This is a genomic window from Streptomyces flaveolus, from assembly GCF_000716535.1.
GTDB lineage: Bacteria > Actinomycetota > Actinomycetes > Streptomycetales > Streptomycetaceae > Streptomyces > Streptomyces flaveolus_A.
In genome coordinates, this window is the sequence record NZ_JNWV01000023.1 from 109998 (window position 1) to 126421 (window position 16424).

17 protein-coding genes and 1 pseudogene are annotated in these 16424 nt (G+C 69.9%); 10 read left to right on the forward strand and 8 right to left on the reverse strand.

Features of this window, described 5'->3' with window-relative positions; all coding sequences use genetic code 11:
- Positions 1–32: 32 nt before the first annotated feature.
- From OO52_RS25150 to OO52_RS25165, 4 genes are all read left to right on the forward strand, one after another.
- Entirely contained in the window at positions 33–1007 is a 975-nt protein-coding gene (locus OO52_RS25150) for a GlxA family transcriptional regulator (RefSeq protein ID WP_030646075.1), read from the forward strand.
- A gap of 308 nt (positions 1008–1315) precedes the next feature.
- Positions 1316–1930 carry an NAD(P)H:quinone oxidoreductase gene (gene wrbA / locus OO52_RS25155; RefSeq protein ID WP_030646078.1) on the forward strand — a complete coding sequence of 205 codons (615 nt, stop codon included), beginning with the start codon at positions 1316–1318 and terminating at the stop codon, positions 1928–1930.
- Positions 1931–2451: 521 nt separating this feature from the next.
- Entirely contained in the window at positions 2452–3138 is a 687-nt protein-coding gene (locus OO52_RS25160; RefSeq protein ID WP_048910501.1) for a TetR/AcrR family transcriptional regulator, read from the forward strand.
- 128 nt (positions 3139–3266) lie between these two features.
- On the forward strand, positions 3267–3800 hold the full coding sequence (locus OO52_RS25165) for a DUF4863 family protein (protein WP_030646081.1): 534 nt from the start codon (positions 3267–3269) through the stop codon (positions 3798–3800).
- Between the two features lie 74 nt (positions 3801–3874).
- Here the strand turns inward: OO52_RS25165 and OO52_RS52950 are convergent, their stop codons facing one another.
- The 3 genes from OO52_RS52950 to OO52_RS25180 form a co-directional block, all read right to left on the reverse strand.
- Entirely contained in the window at positions 3875–4120 is a 246-nt protein-coding gene (locus OO52_RS52950; RefSeq protein ID WP_030646083.1) for an alpha/beta hydrolase, read from the reverse strand.
- Between the two features lie 179 nt (positions 4121–4299).
- Entirely contained in the window at positions 4300–6504 is a 2205-nt protein-coding gene (locus OO52_RS25175; protein ID WP_051818497.1) for an FUSC family protein, read from the reverse strand.
- Between the two features lie 38 nt (positions 6505–6542).
- Positions 6543–7172, reverse strand: a complete 630-nt coding sequence (locus OO52_RS25180) for a cysteine hydrolase family protein (RefSeq protein ID WP_030646086.1) — start codon at positions 7170–7172, stop codon at positions 6543–6545.
- A gap of 477 nt (positions 7173–7649) precedes the next feature.
- Between OO52_RS25180 and OO52_RS25185 the strand changes: the two genes are divergently transcribed.
- The gene (locus OO52_RS25185) at positions 7650–8375 is read left to right on the forward strand and encodes a class I SAM-dependent methyltransferase (RefSeq protein WP_030646088.1); all 726 of its coding nucleotides are present in this window, start codon (positions 7650–7652) and stop codon (positions 8373–8375) included.
- A gap of 291 nt (positions 8376–8666) precedes the next feature.
- On the opposite strand, the gene OO52_RS25190 is transcribed toward OO52_RS25185, so the two are convergent.
- Complete coding sequence (locus tag OO52_RS25190) at positions 8667–9443, reverse strand: SDR family oxidoreductase (protein WP_030646090.1); 777 nt, start codon at positions 9441–9443, stop codon at positions 8667–8669.
- 16 nt (positions 9444–9459) lie between these two features.
- The gene (locus OO52_RS25195) at positions 9460–10296 is read right to left on the reverse strand and encodes an SDR family NAD(P)-dependent oxidoreductase (protein ID WP_030646092.1); all 837 of its coding nucleotides are present in this window, start codon (positions 10294–10296) and stop codon (positions 9460–9462) included.
- Between the two features lie 239 nt (positions 10297–10535).
- On the opposite strand from OO52_RS25195, the gene OO52_RS25200 reads away from it, so the two are divergent.
- On the forward strand, positions 10536–11411 hold the full coding sequence (locus OO52_RS25200) for a helix-turn-helix transcriptional regulator (protein WP_030646094.1): 876 nt from the start codon (positions 10536–10538) through the stop codon (positions 11409–11411).
- A gap of 130 nt (positions 11412–11541) precedes the next feature.
- Positions 11542–11826 carry an Atu4866 domain-containing protein gene (locus tag OO52_RS25205; RefSeq protein WP_051818499.1) on the forward strand — a complete coding sequence of 95 codons (285 nt, stop codon included), beginning with the start codon at positions 11542–11544 and terminating at the stop codon, positions 11824–11826.
- On the opposite strand, the gene OO52_RS49900 is transcribed toward OO52_RS25205, so the two are convergent.
- From OO52_RS49900 to OO52_RS25215, 3 genes and pseudogenes are all read right to left on the reverse strand, one after another.
- Complete coding sequence (locus OO52_RS49900; RefSeq protein ID WP_106972053.1) at positions 11805–12128, reverse strand: M28 family peptidase; 324 nt, start codon at positions 12126–12128, stop codon at positions 11805–11807. The genes OO52_RS25205 and OO52_RS49900 overlap by 22 nt on opposite strands.
- Positions 12055–13185: pseudogene (locus OO52_RS25210) on the reverse strand (ABC transporter substrate-binding protein). The gene OO52_RS49900 and the pseudogene OO52_RS25210 overlap by 74 nt, the downstream one beginning before the upstream one ends.
- Positions 13186–13529: 344 nt before the next feature.
- Positions 13530–14516, reverse strand: a complete 987-nt coding sequence (locus tag OO52_RS25215) for a helix-turn-helix domain-containing protein (RefSeq protein WP_030646098.1) — start codon at positions 14514–14516, stop codon at positions 13530–13532.
- 250 nt (positions 14517–14766) lie between these two features.
- Here OO52_RS25215 and OO52_RS25220 point away from each other — a divergent pair, with 250 nt between their 5' ends.
- The 3 genes from OO52_RS25220 to OO52_RS25230 are packed head-to-tail and all read left to right on the forward strand — an operon-like array spanning position 14767 to position 16398.
- Entirely contained in the window at positions 14767–15372 is a 606-nt protein-coding gene (locus OO52_RS25220) for a sulfite oxidase-like oxidoreductase (RefSeq protein ID WP_030646099.1), read from the forward strand.
- Between the two features lie 2 nt (positions 15373–15374).
- The gene (locus tag OO52_RS25225; protein ID WP_030646101.1) at positions 15375–16097 is read left to right on the forward strand and encodes an FAD-binding oxidoreductase; all 723 of its coding nucleotides are present in this window, start codon (positions 15375–15377) and stop codon (positions 16095–16097) included.
- Between the two features lie 28 nt (positions 16098–16125).
- Positions 16126–16398 carry a DUF6510 family protein gene (locus tag OO52_RS25230; protein ID WP_030646103.1) on the forward strand — a complete coding sequence of 91 codons (273 nt, stop codon included), beginning with the start codon at positions 16126–16128 and terminating at the stop codon, positions 16396–16398.
- Positions 16399–16424: the final 26 nt, after the last annotated feature.

Below are 16424 nucleotides of genomic sequence, written 5' to 3' on the forward strand. Positions count from 1 at the left end.
CCACTCGAATCCAGTCACCTCAGGATGGCTCTGTGAGCTCCGACACGCATCGCGTAGCGATCCTCGTCTACGACGGGGTCAAACTGCTGGACGTCGTCGGCCCCGCCGAGGTTTTCGGGGAAGCGAACCTCCTCGGTGCCGACTACGGCATCGCCCTGGTGTCGACGACGGGTGCGGACGTCGTCTCCTCGATGGGCATGCGGATCGCCGTCGACGGCAGCGCCGCCACGGAGCCGGACCCTGACACTTTCCTGGTGCCGGGTGGAGACGTCTACCCCAGAACCCCGGTCACGCGCGATCTGGTCGAAGCCGCCAGGGATCTGGCGGCCCGTTCCGGCCGGGTCGCCTCCGTGTGCTCCGGTGCCTTCGTCCTGGGCGCGACGGGCCTCCTCGACGGCAAACGGGCGACCACCCACTGGAAGATCGCGAACCAACTCGCCGCCCGGCACCCGAAGACCCGCGTCGAACCCGACGCCATCTACGTCCGGGACGGCACGACGTACACCTCGGCGGGAGTCACCGCCGGCATCGACCTGGCGCTCGCTCTCGTCGAGGAGGACCACGGCCCCGACGTCAGCCGGGAGGTGGCCCGGTCCCTGGTGGTCTACCTGCAACGGGCGGGCGGCCAGTCGCAGTTCTCCGCTCCCCTGCAGGGGCCGCCGCCCCGGTCGCCCGCCCTGCGCAGGGTCGTCGACCTGGTCACCGCGGATCCCGCCGGCAACCACTCCCTCACCGAACTCGCCAGGCATCTCAACCTCAGTACGCGTCACCTCACCAGGCTGTTCCGGGAGGAACTGGGCACCACGCCGGCCCGGTACGTCGAGTCGATCCGGTTCGACATCGCGAAGTCGCTGCTCGACCAGGGGTACACCGCGACGCAGGCGGCGTCCTTGGCCGGCTTCCCCAGTTACGAGAGTCTCCGCCGCGTCTTCACACGGGAGTTGTCCATCTCCCCTGCCGCCTACCAGCGCCGGTTCGCCACCGCCCGCCGCGCGCAGGCCGAGTAGCGTCCGCCGGGCGACGCCGGTGGAGGCGGCCCGGCGACGCTGGCGGGGGCCCGGTGGAGATGCCCCCGGCGGCGCCGGCGGGGGGCCGGTGGTGCCGACGGGGGTGTCCAGGCGGCGCATCGCGGTCGCCGTGCCCAGTCGGTGGTCGTCGACCCTGAGGGGCGAGACACCCATGTGGTTGACGATTGAACAAAGTCGTTTAAGATTCACCTACCGCGTCGGACGGCGCGCCCGCACGGCACCTGTACCCAGGTGAGCTGCGTCCGCCACGGCGCACCACACGCATACTCAGGATCGGAGACGACTCCATGACCACCCCTGTCCGCCTCGCCGTCATCTACTACTCCTCCACCGGCTTCTCGGCCGAGATCGCCAAGGAGATCTCGGATGCGGCCGAGAAGGCGGGCGCCGAGGTGCGCCTGCTGAAGGCCGCCGAGCTGGCTCCGGAGGCCGCCATCGCGTCCAACGAGGCGTGGGCGGCCCACGCCGCGGAGAGCGCGGGCGTGCCCGAGGCCACGACCGCCGACGTCGAGTGGGCGGACGCGATCGTCTTCGGCACCCCGACCCGCTTCGGCAACATCTCGTCCCAGCTCAAGCAGTTCATCGACACCCTCGGCGGCCTGTGGGCGCAGGGCAAGCTGGCCAACAAGGTCTACAGCGGCTTCGTGACCACCGCCACCGCGCACGGCGGCCAGGAGTCCACGCTGCTCGCCCTGTACAACTCCATCCACCACTTCGGCGGGATCATCGTGTCCCCCGGCTACACCGACCCCGTCAAGTTCATCGACGGCAACCCGTACGGCACCTCGCACGTCGACGCCCAGGGCAACAACCCGGTCGGCGAGCAGACCCGCAACGCGGCCCGTCACCAGGCCGAGCGCGTGGTCCAGGTCGCCGCCGCCCTGAAGGCCGGCCTCGCCTGACACACCTGACGCGCGGCTCGCCAGGTGTGAGTGCCGCGCGCGACCGGGCGTTCCTTCCGGAGATGTTCCGGAAGGAACGCCCGCACGTTGTGATCTCTGCCTGTTGTACGGCGCGTGGGAGTGAACACGCGCCGCCGTGCCGCCTGCGGCAGGTTTGCCGGACGGTGGTCTCTCGCGTTGAGCCGCGGCGATCAGGCGTCGGTCGCGGAGCGTGGGCCGGTGCGAGCACGCACGCCCGAGCGCCGCGCTCGTCGTTGCGCTCGTGGTCGCGCTCGTCGTTGCGCTCCCGGACGCCGGTACGGGTGGGCCCCGGGCCACGGTGCCGTCCAGTCTCCGCCGCGGCCGACCGGCGTACGAGCGGTCACCGCCGTGACGTCCCTGGTGGTCCCTGACTCGGGAGTGCCGTGCATCCCCGGTCCACCCCGGGGGGCGCTCCCCCGACTTCGCGTAGGGTGCTGGTGCGGCGGGGTGCGGATACGCGACCCGGCTCCGACTGGCCCTGTGTGTCGGGAAGGGATGAAATGGCGAAGGCGAGGACGACGCGTTCCGATGGGCGAGCCGACGAGCGCGGAGGGCGCTCGCGCGCGGAGCAGGCGGCGCCTGCGAGCGGCCGGCCCCGGGATCCGGCGATCGAGGAGGCGATCATCCAGGCCACGCGCAAGCGACTGGCCACGGATGGCTACGCGTCCATGACGATCGGGGACATCGTCGCCGACGCCGGTGTCACCCGGCCGACCCTGTACCGGCGTTGGGCCAACAAGTACGACCTCGTCATCGACGCCCTGGAATATGGTCTGCGCAAGCAGCGCGAGGCCTACCCCCCGCTGGACATGGACCAGTTGGCCCCGCGCGAGGCGCTCGTCGAGGCGGTGCGCCGTCTCGACCCGCGCTATCACAACGAACGGGCCATGGCCCTGCACGGCAACTTCATGGCCGAGGTGGAACGGGTGCCGGGTCTGCTGGAGCAGCTCCGGGAACACGGCGTACGGCCGCGCTGCGAGGAACTGCTGATGACGCTCGTCTCGCTGCAGCGCCGGGGAGCCGTGCGCGAGGACGTCGACCTGGACATGGTCGTCACCCTGTGTTTCGGTGGCTACTTCGCCGACTACCTGCGGACCGGCCGGGACGTGCCGGCCGACTTCGCCGAGCGGGTCGTCGCAGCGATCTGGCCCACGCTCGCCGTGGACGGGGAGAATCACTCCGCCTGAGGAAGATCTTTCGGTGTCTCCCGGCTGAGCTCCGCCGTAGCAGCTTTCATTACAGCTATTGACTGTAATCAAAGCGGGAGAGATGGTTGTCGAGTCAGAGCCCGTGGCGACACGAGAGGACCCCACGCATGAGCGAGGACAGCCGCAAGGCGCTGATCGAGCGCAGCATCCCGTTCCTGGCCGAGGTGAGGAACCGCACGGCCGGCAAGGACCTGGAGAGCTGGCTGAACACCACCTACGGTCCCGCGAGCGAGCTCTACCAGGACTTGGCGCGCCTGATCAGGATCGGTGTCCTGCTGGAGGGCTGGGCGGCGAACGTCGAGGTCGACGGTCCTCGCTACCGCCGCAGCCGCATCGCCGAACCGACCGAGGAGACGCACTACTTCAGCATCACCGCCGTGTACATGGACAGCGTCGAGCGCTACCGGGGCCAGTACCACGCGCACCCCTACGGCGAGCTGAACCTGGTCGTCCCGATCGACCCCGGAGCCGAACTGGCGGGACCGAACGGCTGGCAGGGACCGGGCTGGACCGCGCCCGCCCCGGGCAGCCACCACTACCCCGAGGTGCGCGGAGGCGCGCTGATCGCCCTCTTCTACCTCCCCGCCGGACGCATCTCCTACGACATCCGTCCTTCCCGGTCCGCCGGTGCCGCCGCGTAGGACGGTTCCGGAAGAAGGCTTACAGTTCCGCGGCCGGCGCGACGCGGACCAGGTGTGGGGCGGTTTCCCGCTCCTCAGTCCTCGCCGAGGCGCTCCCGGAGCAGGTCAAGCACCTCGGTCTGCACGGCGGGCGCGAGCTTCGTGGCCAGCCACAACAGCTGAATGGCGCCCCGCAGGCGGTACGCGCGTACGTCCACGCCGGCGGCGCTCATGGCCCGGACGTACTGCTCGCCCTCGTCACGCAGCGGGTCCAGTCCCGCGGTGATCACGGTCGCGGCCGGCAGGCCGCTCAGGTCGGCCGTCAGTGCCCGGTGCCGCACGCGGGTCGGTGCGGTCGGCCACGTCCGGCACGTAGCACTCGGCGTACCAGTCGAGGACGTCGGTGGTAAGGACGTACCCCTCCCCAGTTCACGTCGGGTGGACGTGTCGGCCTGGGGCGGAGGCACACGCGTCAGAAGTCGCCGTGAACGGACATGGCACGGGCTGAGGCGTACCCGTCTCACGAGCCGCCGTTCACGGGCGTGTTGAGGGTTCGAGCGAGGCCCTGGATGCTCGCGTCCACGCTTCGCAGGTGCCGCAGCGCCCGCAGCGTCGCGATGGCGTCCTCGGCACGTTCCCCGCTCTCCCCCACTCGCGGCTGGACGGCGCTCCCGGAGCCGCGTTCCGGCGGGGCACCGTCGGCCGCTTGGCCGATCAGGGCGGCGAGGTTACGGCCGATGCGGCGGGCCTCCTCCTCGACGCGCGGATCGGCGCCGATGTGGACACCGGCCGGCGCCAGTTCGTCGGCGGTGGCCAGACCGCGGGTGTGGAAGGCGGCTGTCTCCAGCAGCCCCAGCACCGCGAGCGCGGTGCGCCGCCGGGACCTGAAGGGGCTGGCCGGGGTGATCAGCGGCTGCATCGCGACGCGGAGGTCGTCCAACGCCGAGTCCAGCGCGCGGGCCGGACCGAGCAGGCTCCCGCCGGGTCCGCCGTACAACCGGGCCAGCGACTGGGTGAGCACCACGTGCAGCCGCTCCAGGACCTCGCGCAGCAAGCGGTCCGTGTGTCGACGGGTGCCCACCGGCAGCACGAGCGCCGCGGCGGCCAGCCCGCAGGCGATTCCCAGAGCGGTCTCCTCGATCCGCACCACCAGCACGCCCGGGGTCAGGGCGTGGAGCAGCGTGTAGAGCATGCCGATCATCGTGGTGACGAAGAAGGACATCAGCGTGTAGGACACCGCGGTCGTGTAGTACATCCCGAACACGCTGAGGATCGCCAAGGCGAAGGCCGGCCAGGGGGCGTCGCCGATCAGGGCCGCGAGGGCGAGGCCGGCGACCACGCCCGCCACCGTGCCGACCAGCCGCCGGTACCCCCTGACCAGGACGTCACCCGTCGAGGCGGTGCTGATGTAGACCACCCAGCATGTGAACACGGCCCAGTACCAGCGCTGCGGCGACAGCAGCTCGCCGCCGACGATCGCCAGCGCCGATCCGGTGGCGACCTGGAGGGCGGTCCTTGTGGTGGGACGGACGCCCGCGCCCACCTGCCCCGGCACGGCGTCGACCGCCGGTCCAGGCTCCGCGTTCATGCGCCCGGAGGGCGTCGAGGTGCGTCCGGCGGCGTCCGGGCGCGGGCGGCGCAGGGCACGGGCCAACTCCGAGGAGCACCGGAAGGCGTCCCGCATCGCCGGGGACACGTCGGGCGAACGCTCGTCGTCGCCGCGCAGGCCGAGCAGCCGGTGGCACACGTCGCCGGTGTCGGCGCCGGCCGGCAGCGGCCCGGAGGTGACGGCCAAGCGCAGCGCACGAAGCTCTGCGATGAGGGTGGGCAGCACCTCCGCGTCGCGGGCGGCGAGGGCGGATCCGATGAGGGGGAGCTTCGCCCGGTGCCGGGTCAGGGTGTCGATGTCGGCACCAGGCCACAAGAGCCGCAGCACGGTGATGGCCAGCCGCTCCACCGCCGTCTCCGCCTGCGCCACGCTGTGCTGGAGGGTCGCGTCGGTGCGACGGTCGGGCGCGCCGGTTCCCAGTCGGCGTTGAATCAGCAACGCGCCGGCGTGCAGACGGGCGGTTCGCCGGCGCAGGTCGTCGACCGCCCGCTCGGCCCGCGGTGCCTCCGGGCCGCCCTCGGCCACCTCGATCAGCGCGTCCAGCACCAGCGCCAGCCGCAGCCGGAAGGCCCGGTCCAGCTTCGTCGGCGTCCGCTCCGGCGGTGAACGCAGAACGGCGAACCGGACCAGCGCCGAGCTGCCGAAGGCCACCGTCACGGCGAGGACCAGCTGCGGCAACTGCTCCACCCGGGTGCCGACGAACTGGGTCACGAAGAAGAGCTGGAAGGCGAAAACGCCCAGCGTGGTCGCGCGCGGGCCCAGCCGCCGGATGTAGATGGCGGCGAAGATCAGCAGGACGAACACCACGTCCGCGACGACCCGGTACGGCGTCAGCGTGCTCCCGACAGCCACGATCGCCAGTGAGACGGGCACTCCGGCCGCGAGGGTGAGCGCCTGGTCGCGTGGGCGGGGTTCGGTGACCGCGACCGTGCTGACCATCGCCGTGAGGGCGCCTGTCACGAGGATCGGCACCGGGGCGTGCGGCACGGCGAGGACGCCGAGGGTCAGCAGGACCGCGCAGACCGTGCTCAGCGCTGACAGCAGCCGGATCAGTCCGGGATCGGATGCCACGAACCGTTCCCGGAAGCCCGCCCATCCCGGCCGTCCTCGCTCCATGACCCGCTGCTCCTTCACACCCGGGCGATCAGGCAGCGTTACGCCGGCGCCTTGTCGAGCGAGGCCAGGAAGTCGGCCACGCTGACCACGCTGTGGGAGACCATGTTCAGTCCCCGCATCATCGCCTGGTAGGTGACCAGGCCACCGGGCGCGGCGATCGCGTCGGTGAAGGTCGTGACGTGGTAGGCGCGTTCCATGGCCGTGCGGGCCGTCGACTCGACGGCCATGATCCCGGAAACCCCGGCGATGGCCAGGTACTCGACGTTGCGGTGCCGCAACTGGAAGTCCAGGTCGGTGTGGTGGAAGACGTCGAGGCCCTTGTGGGGCGCGAGGACCACGTCGCCCGGCTGGGGTGCCAGGTCCTCGTGGAACTGGGTGTTCCAGGTTCCGGCCTCGAACAGCCGGTTGTCGAACATCTGCCGGTGGATTCCGGAGACGTGCTTCCACGACGAGTAGTCGGCGTCGGTGTAGGCGGTCGTCGAGTAGAAGAGGGGGATGTTCCCGTGCCGCCGCACCCCGGCGATGAGCTCCTTCAGGTGCTCGATCGTGCCCAGCCGTTCGTACTCCGGGGCGTAGATCGAGTAGGCCTTGCCGTCCTCGGAGAAGTTCTCGTTGACCGGGTCGACGAGAAGCAGCCCCACTCGACCGCGTTCGTAGTCACTTGCCATGACCGTCCTCCGCCATAGAAGTGTCGGCAGCCGGTTCACCGGCACCAACTTTCGTTACGAGCAATGACTGTAACGTAATTCCTCTCGTACGTCACCCCCCCCCCGCAGCCCGGTCGCCCGCGTGCCGCGCATCGAGTCGGGTACGGAGCTGATGCCGGGGACCTCGACGCACACCCCGCCGCTCCACCGCCGTCCACGGTCACGGGCACGACGTGGTGACGTACGACCGTCACGTCCCGCTCCTCACCGACGAGCCGGATCACGTCCCGCACGCGCGTGGCGGAGCCGCATGTCGGACACAGCCCCGCGCCCCCGGGCCTGACGCACCGCGCCCTGGCCATCGGCCACCCCGCGGCGATCAAACTCCGATTTCCTTTGGCCTCGACGCACCTGTCGTCCCCGCCCGGGAACCCCAGTCGGCTGAACCCGGGGAAACTCGGTAGCCCTGCGGGGCCGGCTCCGCATACGTTCGGCCGCATGGCCGACGAATGCTTCGCGCATCCACGACTCGCCGCGATCTACGATCCGCTCGACACCGACCGCAGCGATCTCGATGCCTACCTCCGGATCGTGGCAGAGGTCGGGGCGCGCCGAGTTCTGGACATCGGCTGTGGCACAGGGGTGTTCGCCCTTCTCCTGGCCGACCGCGAGATCGACGTCGTCGGCATCGATCCCGCCCGGGCATCCGTCGACGTCGCCCGGGCCAAACCGGGCGGTGACCGAGTTCGCTGGATCCGCGGTGACGCGACAGCCCTCCCGCCGTTGCGGGCCGACCTGGCGACGATGACAGCGAACGTCGCTCAAGCGATCGTCGATCCGCACGCATGGCAGAAGACGCTGCGGGGAGCCTACGAAGCGCTGCGGCCCGGCGGGCACCTGGTCTTCGAGACACGTGATCCGGCCAAACGCGCCTGGGAGAAGTGGACCCGCGAGAACTCCTACCGCGTGACGGAGGTCCCGGGTGTCGGCCCCGTCGAGAACTGGGTCGAGCTGATCGAGGTGAGCCTGCCTCTCGTGACCTTCCGCTGGACCTACGTCTTCGCGGCGGACGGGCAGGTGCTGACGTCGGATTCGACCCTGCGCTTCCGAGATCGGGAAGAGGTCGAGACGGACCTGGTCGCACACGGCTACGTGGTGCAAGACGTGCGCGATGCACCCGACCGGCCAGGCAAGGAGTTCGTCTTCCTGGCACGACGCCCCTGATCCCCAGTGATCCACCGCCATTCGACACCGCGATGACACACGCTCGTCGCGTCGACCTTGCCTCAGGGGCAGACCTGGCCCTTCTCGACGCGGCACCCGAGGTGCCGGCCATCACTCGTGGGCGCGCTCCCTTCCCCAACGTTCAGTGCGGGCAGGCCGATCTGTTCGCCTGGCAGCCGCCGCGGCGCTACGACACGGTGTACTTCGGCATCGCACAACCGTCCTCTGACCGCACGTCGAAGACGACGTGTCCGGGTGGGCAGCGACGCACTACAGGAGCCCGGCACCTGCTCACACCGTCTGGGCGGTGGGAAGGATGGTGATCTCGGTGAGGTTCACATGGCGGGGAACGGCGGCCATGAAGGCCACGGTCTCGGCCACGTCGGCGCCCTGGAGAACGTCGATGTCGCGGATGAGGTCGGCCATCAGCTTGGAGGCGTCCGGGTCGGTCACGTGGTCGGGCAGCTCGGTGTCGACCATGCCGGGCTCGATGGTGGCGACGCGGACCATCTTGCGGCCCAGTTCGACGCGGAGCAGGCGCGTGAGGTGGCTGATGTAGGCCTTGGTGCCGGAGTAGACGGAGAACTTCTCCAGGATCCGGGTCGCCGCGATGGAGGAGGTGTTGATCAGGTCGGAGGGTCTGCCTTCGTCGGCGGCGCCGGTGAGGTGGGGCAGGAAGGCGGCGATGACGTTCATCAAACCGGTGATGTTGAGGTCGATCTGGCGCTGCCAGTCGTCGACCTTGAGCTCCTCGATGCCCGAGATGAGCTGGACGCCGGCGTTGTTGAACACCAGGTCGGCCTTGCCGAACCGGTCGGCGACCCGCGCCGCGGCCGCCTGGACGGCCTCACGGTTCGTGACGTCGACAGCGATGGCGAGGGCCGTACCGCCGCCCGCTTCGATGTTCTTCACGACACCGTCCAGGCGCTCCTTGCGCCGGGCAAGGACCACCACCGTGGCGCCGAGTTGGGCGAGTCGTTCGGCGGTGGCGGCGCCCATGCCGCTGGAGGCGCCGGATACGACGGCGACACGATGGGCCAGAGGAGTTCCGGTGAGCAGAGCAGACATCAGGAAGACCTCGTTCTCAGGCGTCGTCGTGACCGGTGGCGGCGGACTTCTCACGCCACGGTTCCAGGTCGTCGCGGATCTGCTGGATCTTGACCTCGAGACGCTCGATCGTGTCCCGGCCCAGGTAGAGGTGGGTGGGCAGCTTCTCGCCGGAGGCCACCTCGACGATCAGGGCCGCGCCCTTGACCGGGTCGCCGAGCTGAGCGTGGTTGGCCTCGTCGATCCAGTCGAGTGTCATGTGCGCGGGGGTGCCGTCGTAATCGGCGATGCGGTTCGCGGCGACCGACAGGGAACTGGCGTCGAGGAAATCGGTGCGGAACACGCCCGGCTCGACCACCATCGACTGGATGCCGAACGGCGCCATCTCGGCCGACAGCGCTTCGCTGATGCCGGCGACGGCGAACTTCGATGCCGAGTACAGGCTGACCCCGGGCTCGCCCTCGAAGCCGGAGCGGGACCCGATGTGCACCAGCTTGCCCGCGCCCTGCTCGCGCATGAGGGGAAGGACGGCGCGGGTGACGTTGATGAGGCCGAATACGTTCAGGTCGAACAAGGAACGGGCTTCGGCGTCGGTGATCTCTTCCAGCGCCCCCAGCAGGCCGCGGCCGGCGTTGTTGACCAGGACGTCGATACCGCCGAACTCGTCGACGGCCGCCTGGACGGCCTGCGGGATGCCGAGGTCGTCCGTGACGTCGAGTGCGACCGCGAGGACGTTCTCGGAGTTCTTCAAGTCCTCCGGAACGCGCTCCGGATTTCGGACGGCGAGGACGGCGTTGTTTCCCGCCGCCACGGCGGATCGAGCGATTTCCGCGCCGAGTCCCCGGGAAGCGCCGGTGATGAACCAAGTAGCCATGAGAGGAAATCCTCTTTCGTTGCTTCCCCGTTTCCGGGGGTTTTCTGCTTACGAATTCAGTGTGCTCTCTGATCCGTCGCCGCATGAAGGCCGCGCTCTTCCTGGGAGTACTGCACCCAGGAAACCCCCGGCAGGGGCGCGCCCACTACGGAGGTACGGAGGCACCAGGGTGTACTCAGGGGCCCACAGCGCCCGGAGGCCGCTGATGCAAAGACCGGAAGGCGACTAGTCTTACTGACATGACTAACGGGACGCCGTTGGGTGATTTCCTCCGAGCCCGCCGAGAGGCCCTGAAGCCGCATGACGTCGGTCTGCCTGAGCAAGGACGTCGTCGGGTCCCGGGGCTGCGCAGGGAAGAGGTCGCGCTGCTGGCCGGGGTCAGTTCCGACTACTACATCAGGCTGGAGCAGGGACGTGAGCGCAGCCCGTCCCCGCAGGTCGTCGAGGCCGTGGCGCAGGCGCTGAACCTGAACGAGGAGGCCACCGACCATCTCCATCGGTTGTGCCTCGCCGCTTCGCAGCGGCAGCGCCGCTGGGGCAGCCAGGAGCAGGTCAGCCGGCAGTTGCTGGAGCTGCTGGACGGCTGGGAGCACACTCCCGCCTTCGTACTGGGTCCGGCCCTCGACGTACTGGCGGGCAACTCCATGGCCCGGGTCCTGCACGCGGGGTTCGACCAGTTCGACAACCTCGCGCGGATGGTTTTCGCCGACCCGGCGGGACGCGACTTCTATCAGGAATGGGAGCGGGCCGCGCACTCCTGCGTCGCCGAGATCCGTGCCGCCTACGGTTACGATCCCGACTCGGAGAGGATCGCCGAGGTGGTCGACGAACTGTCCCTTCTCAGCGAGGAGTTCGCCCGGATCTGGCAGATGCACGAGGTGAAGAGCAAGTCCCAGGAGGGCAAGCACCTCAGGCATCCCCAGGTCGGCGACCTGCACATCAAGTCGGCGGCGTTCACCGTGAACGGTGCTCCGCATCAGCAGTTGGTCGTCTACCAGGCCGAGCCTGCCAGTCCGACAGCCGCCGCCTTCGAAAGACTGCGGGACATGGCCGCGACCTCCCAGCGGGCCCCGGCTGCTGAGCCCCGGACCGATCCCGCGGTCAGCGAGTTGTAGCCGTGACCCGGCGGCGGTCGTCGCCGAGCACGGCCGAAGGCGTCCCGCTCGTACGGGGACAGGGTGGGTGCGGGACACCCAGGAAATCCGTGGCCTGGTTGTCGCTCGCCCCACAGGCGACCGTGGAGGCATGAACACCCATCCACCCCACCCCTTTGTCGGCATGTGGGTCACCGCCGACGGTCACATTCGGCAAGAACTCCTGCCGACCGGCCGCTACGACGAAGCCCGAGGCAACCGCAAGAGCGCCTACACCGGCAGCTACACCGTCACCGGTAACCACATCGACTACGTAGACGACACCGGCTTCACCGCCACGGGCGACGTCCGCGACGGCGTCCTCTACCACGAACACCTCGTCCTCTACCGGGAGAACAGCAGCCCAGCCTGCGATCAGCACGATGTGAGCCCCTGAAGACTGCGTCGGTGTCCCTTCGCGTTGGTCGCGTTGACATCTGACGGCGTGTCGTATGCCTGGTGGTAGCAGGGTCGAGCACCGCCCGCCGGGGTTCCGGCGGCGATGAAGGGCGAGTGGTCGGACCGGCCGTCGAGCACGAGTCCCACGTTGTAGACCTGCCGCGGGAATTCGAGGGGCCGGTCAGCGGAAGCCCCGCCCGCGGAATGGGCCGAGGCTGTCCGTTCTTCAGCCGGTGTGAAGGATCCGGCGGCGATCAGGGTGCGCCGGGTCCCGGTCGACGACTTGGATGGGCGCCCCACCCCATTGCCACACGCTGATGCCCGGCATGCGGGAGAACTGGATCGGCCCGCGGGTGCCTTCGACAGCGACGCGCGGCCAGGAATCGGCGATGCGCGCGCGGCCCGCGCCGTGGGTACCGTCCGCGCCGTGAGAGCGCAGGACATCGGCGAGAACGGCGACTGTGTCGTAGCCCTCGAAGGCGACGAAGGAGGGTGCTTCGGTGAGCCGCTCGCGGAGGGCCGTGTCCACTCGTGCGCCCAGTGGGGTCAGGCGCTCGGGCAGGTAGCGCAAGAACGGGATCCCCGTGCCGTCGTCGCCCAGCGATGTCGCCCATCCGGCGAACTCCGGTTGCCCGGCCGGAGCGCCGATCATGATCTCGGCGAGGCGCTCGTCGCGGCGGACGGACCTGACGATCGGCACCGCCGGCTCCGGGTGGCCGACCAGGAGGAGGAGGGCTGTCGCACGGTTGTCGACGAGTTCCTCGCACACGTCCGTAGGGGTGATCGCGCGCATGTCGAGTTCGATGACGGTGCCGCCGTAGGGAGCGAGGTGGTCCCGCAGGACGCGCGCCCCGGACGCTCAGTAGACACTCGGCTGGGTTGCCACGGCGATGCGGCTGTGGCCGGCGCCGAGAAGGAAGTCCGCGTAGATCCGCCAGCCGCGGGACTGCGGCGGGGCGAGCCGCGCGACCCATTCCGTCGGCCGTTCGGTGAGCGCGTCCAGGACCGCCGACGAGCAGAGGAACGGCAGGCCGAGGGCGTCGGCCCTGGCGGCGGCCTCGCGGGCGACGACGCTGTGGTACTCCCCGGCCACGGCGGCCACGCCCAGGCGAGCCAGTTCGTCCACGGCCGCGGCAGCCCTCCGAGGGTCGGCCGCGGTGTCTCGGACCACCAGCTCCAGTGGTCTTCCGACGATCCCGCCGGCTTCATTGACATCGCGCACGGCCAGCTCCAGGCCGGCGAGCAGGTGCCGGCCCGCCTCCACCCAGCCGGGCCGAGTCAGCGGGACGAGCGCGCCGATCCGGAGGGAGGTGCTGTCGATCCGTTCCGCTCCGCGTGGCGATGGTGGCGCGTTCATGCGAGGGCGTCTCCCGTCCGAGGATTCGGTTGCGTCTCGCCCGGGTCGCGGAGCGGCAGGGCCCGGCAGCGCGCGTTCGTCGCGTCTCGCCTGGCGGGCGCACCCGGGTGATCATGCCGGACATTGCATCCGCCGCCGTCATCGACCGGCAACCGATTATTCGATCGCCGAGCCTCACGGCCCGCCTTGCGCCACCGGGCGGGTGGCCAGCGCGCGTGGTGGGTGGGTGATCCGTGCGGTCTGGTGGACGTCGTCCGTCCCGGGTGCGCGGGAGCAGGGGGGCGAGGTCGCGGGCCGTGGCGCTGCGGAGGGGGCGACCGGGTGGCCGTCGATCGTCAGGCGCCTCAGGCGGCCATGTCCGTCCCTGGCCGCCGTGCGTCCGAGAGCCCGTGCGCCAGCCATTCGCGGGGTGTCATGCCGTAGGCGTCGCGGAAGGCCCGGCTGAAGTGGGCCGCGCTCACGAAACCCCACCGTCGCGCGATGACCGCCACTCCGGTCTCCAGTGCCCGGGGGTGGAGAAGGTCACGGCGGCACCGCTCCAGGCGCTGAGCTCGGATCCATCCGGCCACCGTGGTTCCCTCCTGCTCGAAGATCTTGTGCAGGTAGCGCACCGACATGAAGTGAACGGCGGCGATCGTGCGTGGTGAGAGGTCGGGGTCGCCGAGGTTCCTCATGATGTGGTCCTTGACGCGCACCAGGGTGGCAGCGGTCGTCGTCGAGGGCGGGCCGGACAGCCGGCCGCCTCGCTCGTCGATGAGCAGCGCCAGCAGATCCAGCGCGGTGACGGCGAGCTGACGGCCGACGGCGTCGTCGACGTCGGCTGCCACGCGTGCCAGGCCCGCGAAATACTGGGCCAGGACGGCCGAACTCCCCTCGCTGCCGCTGAAGGTGGTCGCGGTCAGCGACCGCAGGTCCTCGGGCCGCACGGAAAGCACTTCGCGGGGGAAATGGAAGGATGTGAAAGCAAATCTTTCATGGAGCGTTTTCCTGAACGCGCGAGAGGAATCCGAGAGGGAGAACTGGCCGGGCCGGATCACGCATTGCCGCCCGTCCTGTTCTTTCATCGCGGTACCTCGCTCCTGGAGAGTGAGGATGATGAATTCCTGATCGTCGCCGGTTATCAGGTGTCTGCTCCGCGTCACCGTCTGCGGCCCCGCCTGGACACGGGAGATCCGCAGGACGCCGAGCCGCTCGCTGACGATGTCGCCAGGTGAGGGCTCCTCCTCGAGGAGATCGACACCGAGCGGTATGAAGGTGTTCGTCACCGCCGCGTGCCAGCGTTCCGCCCGGTCGGCGGCGGACAGCTCCGCAGTGGACAGAATGACGGGCATCGATCTTCCTCCACAATTCGTGCGGTGAGCAGGAGGCTGTGGCCGGCATTGGGCCCACCCTTACGCCTGGTGGCTGGAAAGTCCACCCCGGAGCCGCCAGGAATCCTCGATATGCGCTGCCGCCCGTCCGGGGCACCACCTGGCGCTGGCTCCCCCCGGCCCCGGCCCGAGTGGTCAAGCCACCGCCATGGTCCGAGACTGGGGAGGGAACCCCCTTGCTCCTCCAGCGGCGGGTCATAGCGCGCGGGAGATGACGTTGACTTCCTTCTCACCCGGTTTCCGAGGACGACCCCACTCGTTGACGGAGCGGCTGCCGCCCGGACAGTATCCGACCGAGTCGTTCCCCGTCCTGTCGGCCGGTCCCACTCCGCGGGTGCCGACCGAGGCCTGGTCCTTCACCCTCACCACGGAGCTCGGCGAGACGCGGAGCTGGACCTGGGACCAGATGATGGCCCTGCCCCAGCAGGAGACGGTGGCGGACATCCACTGCGTCACCCGCTGGTCCAAGTTCGACACGCGCTGGCGCGGTGTGTCACTCGACGCCTTCTTCGAAGGACTGGAGACGACCGCGGCATACGTGGTGGTCGACAGCTACGGCGGCTACACCACCAACCTTCCGCTCGCGGACCTCCTCGGCGGCAAGGCATGGATCGCCCACGCCTACGACGGCTACGCGCTCTCCCCGGAGCACGGCGGGCCGGCGCGGTTGCTGGTCCCGCACCTGTACTTCTGGAAGTCGGCGAAGTGGGTGCGCGGACTGCGGCTCACGCACGAGGACGACCCGGGGTTCTGGGAGTCGGCGGGTTACCACAACTACGGCGACCCCTGGCGCGAGCAGCGTCACTGGGGTGACTGACCATGGCTCTCGCCTGGCTGCCGGCACGGCTGGTCGGGCGCCGCGCGGAGAGCGCAACCGCCCGCAGCCTGGTGTTCAGCGTGCCCGGCTGGCCCGGTCACCTGCCCGGTCAGCACGTCGACGTGCGTCTCACGGCCGACGACGGTTACCAGGCCGTCCGCAGCTACTCCCTGGCCGCGCCCGCCAACGACGACCGGCTGGAGCTGGGCGTCCAGGCCGTGGCCGACGGTGAGGTCTCGCCCTACCTGGCCGACCAACTGCCGCCGGGCGAGGAGGTCGAGGTACGCGGACCGCTCGGCAACTGGTTCGTGTGGCACCCGGAGCAGACCGAACCGGTGCTCTCGGTGGCGGGCGGCTCCGGTGTCGTACCGCTCATGGCCATGATCCGCGCCCACCGCTCGGCCGGCTCGCGCAGTCTCTTCCAGTTGGTGTACTCCGTGCGCGATCCCCTGGACATCTGGTACCGGGAGGAGCTCACCGACGGGGGCCCGTTCCTCGACATCCGGTTCATCCATACCCGTCGCGTCCCGGACGGCGCTTCCCGCGCGCCCGGCCGCATCACGGCAGCGGATCTGCGGGAGCCGGCGGCCCGCCTGGATCCGGTGAGTCCCGTCTACGTCTGCGGTTCCACCGGATTCGTGGAAACCGTCAGTGACCTGCTCGTCGAGCTGTTCGCCGGCCAGGGGAAGGAACCCGCGACCATCCGCACCGAACGCTTCGGCTGACCCTTCTGTTCTGACAGGGGAGATTCTCATGGGAGACCCCGCCGCCTTCCTCGACGGCAACAGCCTCGCCGGTCCGTTGTCGGAGATCCTCTCCGTGGAGCCCACCACGGCCTGGTGGCGATGCCCGAACTGCCGGCAATCCGGGCCTCTGGCGCAACTGCACATCTACGGACCCGAACCAGGGCTGACCGCTCGCTGCCCGGGGTGCGCCTACGTCGCGCTGCGCCTGGTCAGGGAAGAAGACCACATCTGGCTGACCCTGGGCAGCGGGACCGGCGCCTTCCGGTTCCGTACGGCCTGAAGCAAACGCCGCCGTCCCCGTCCGTC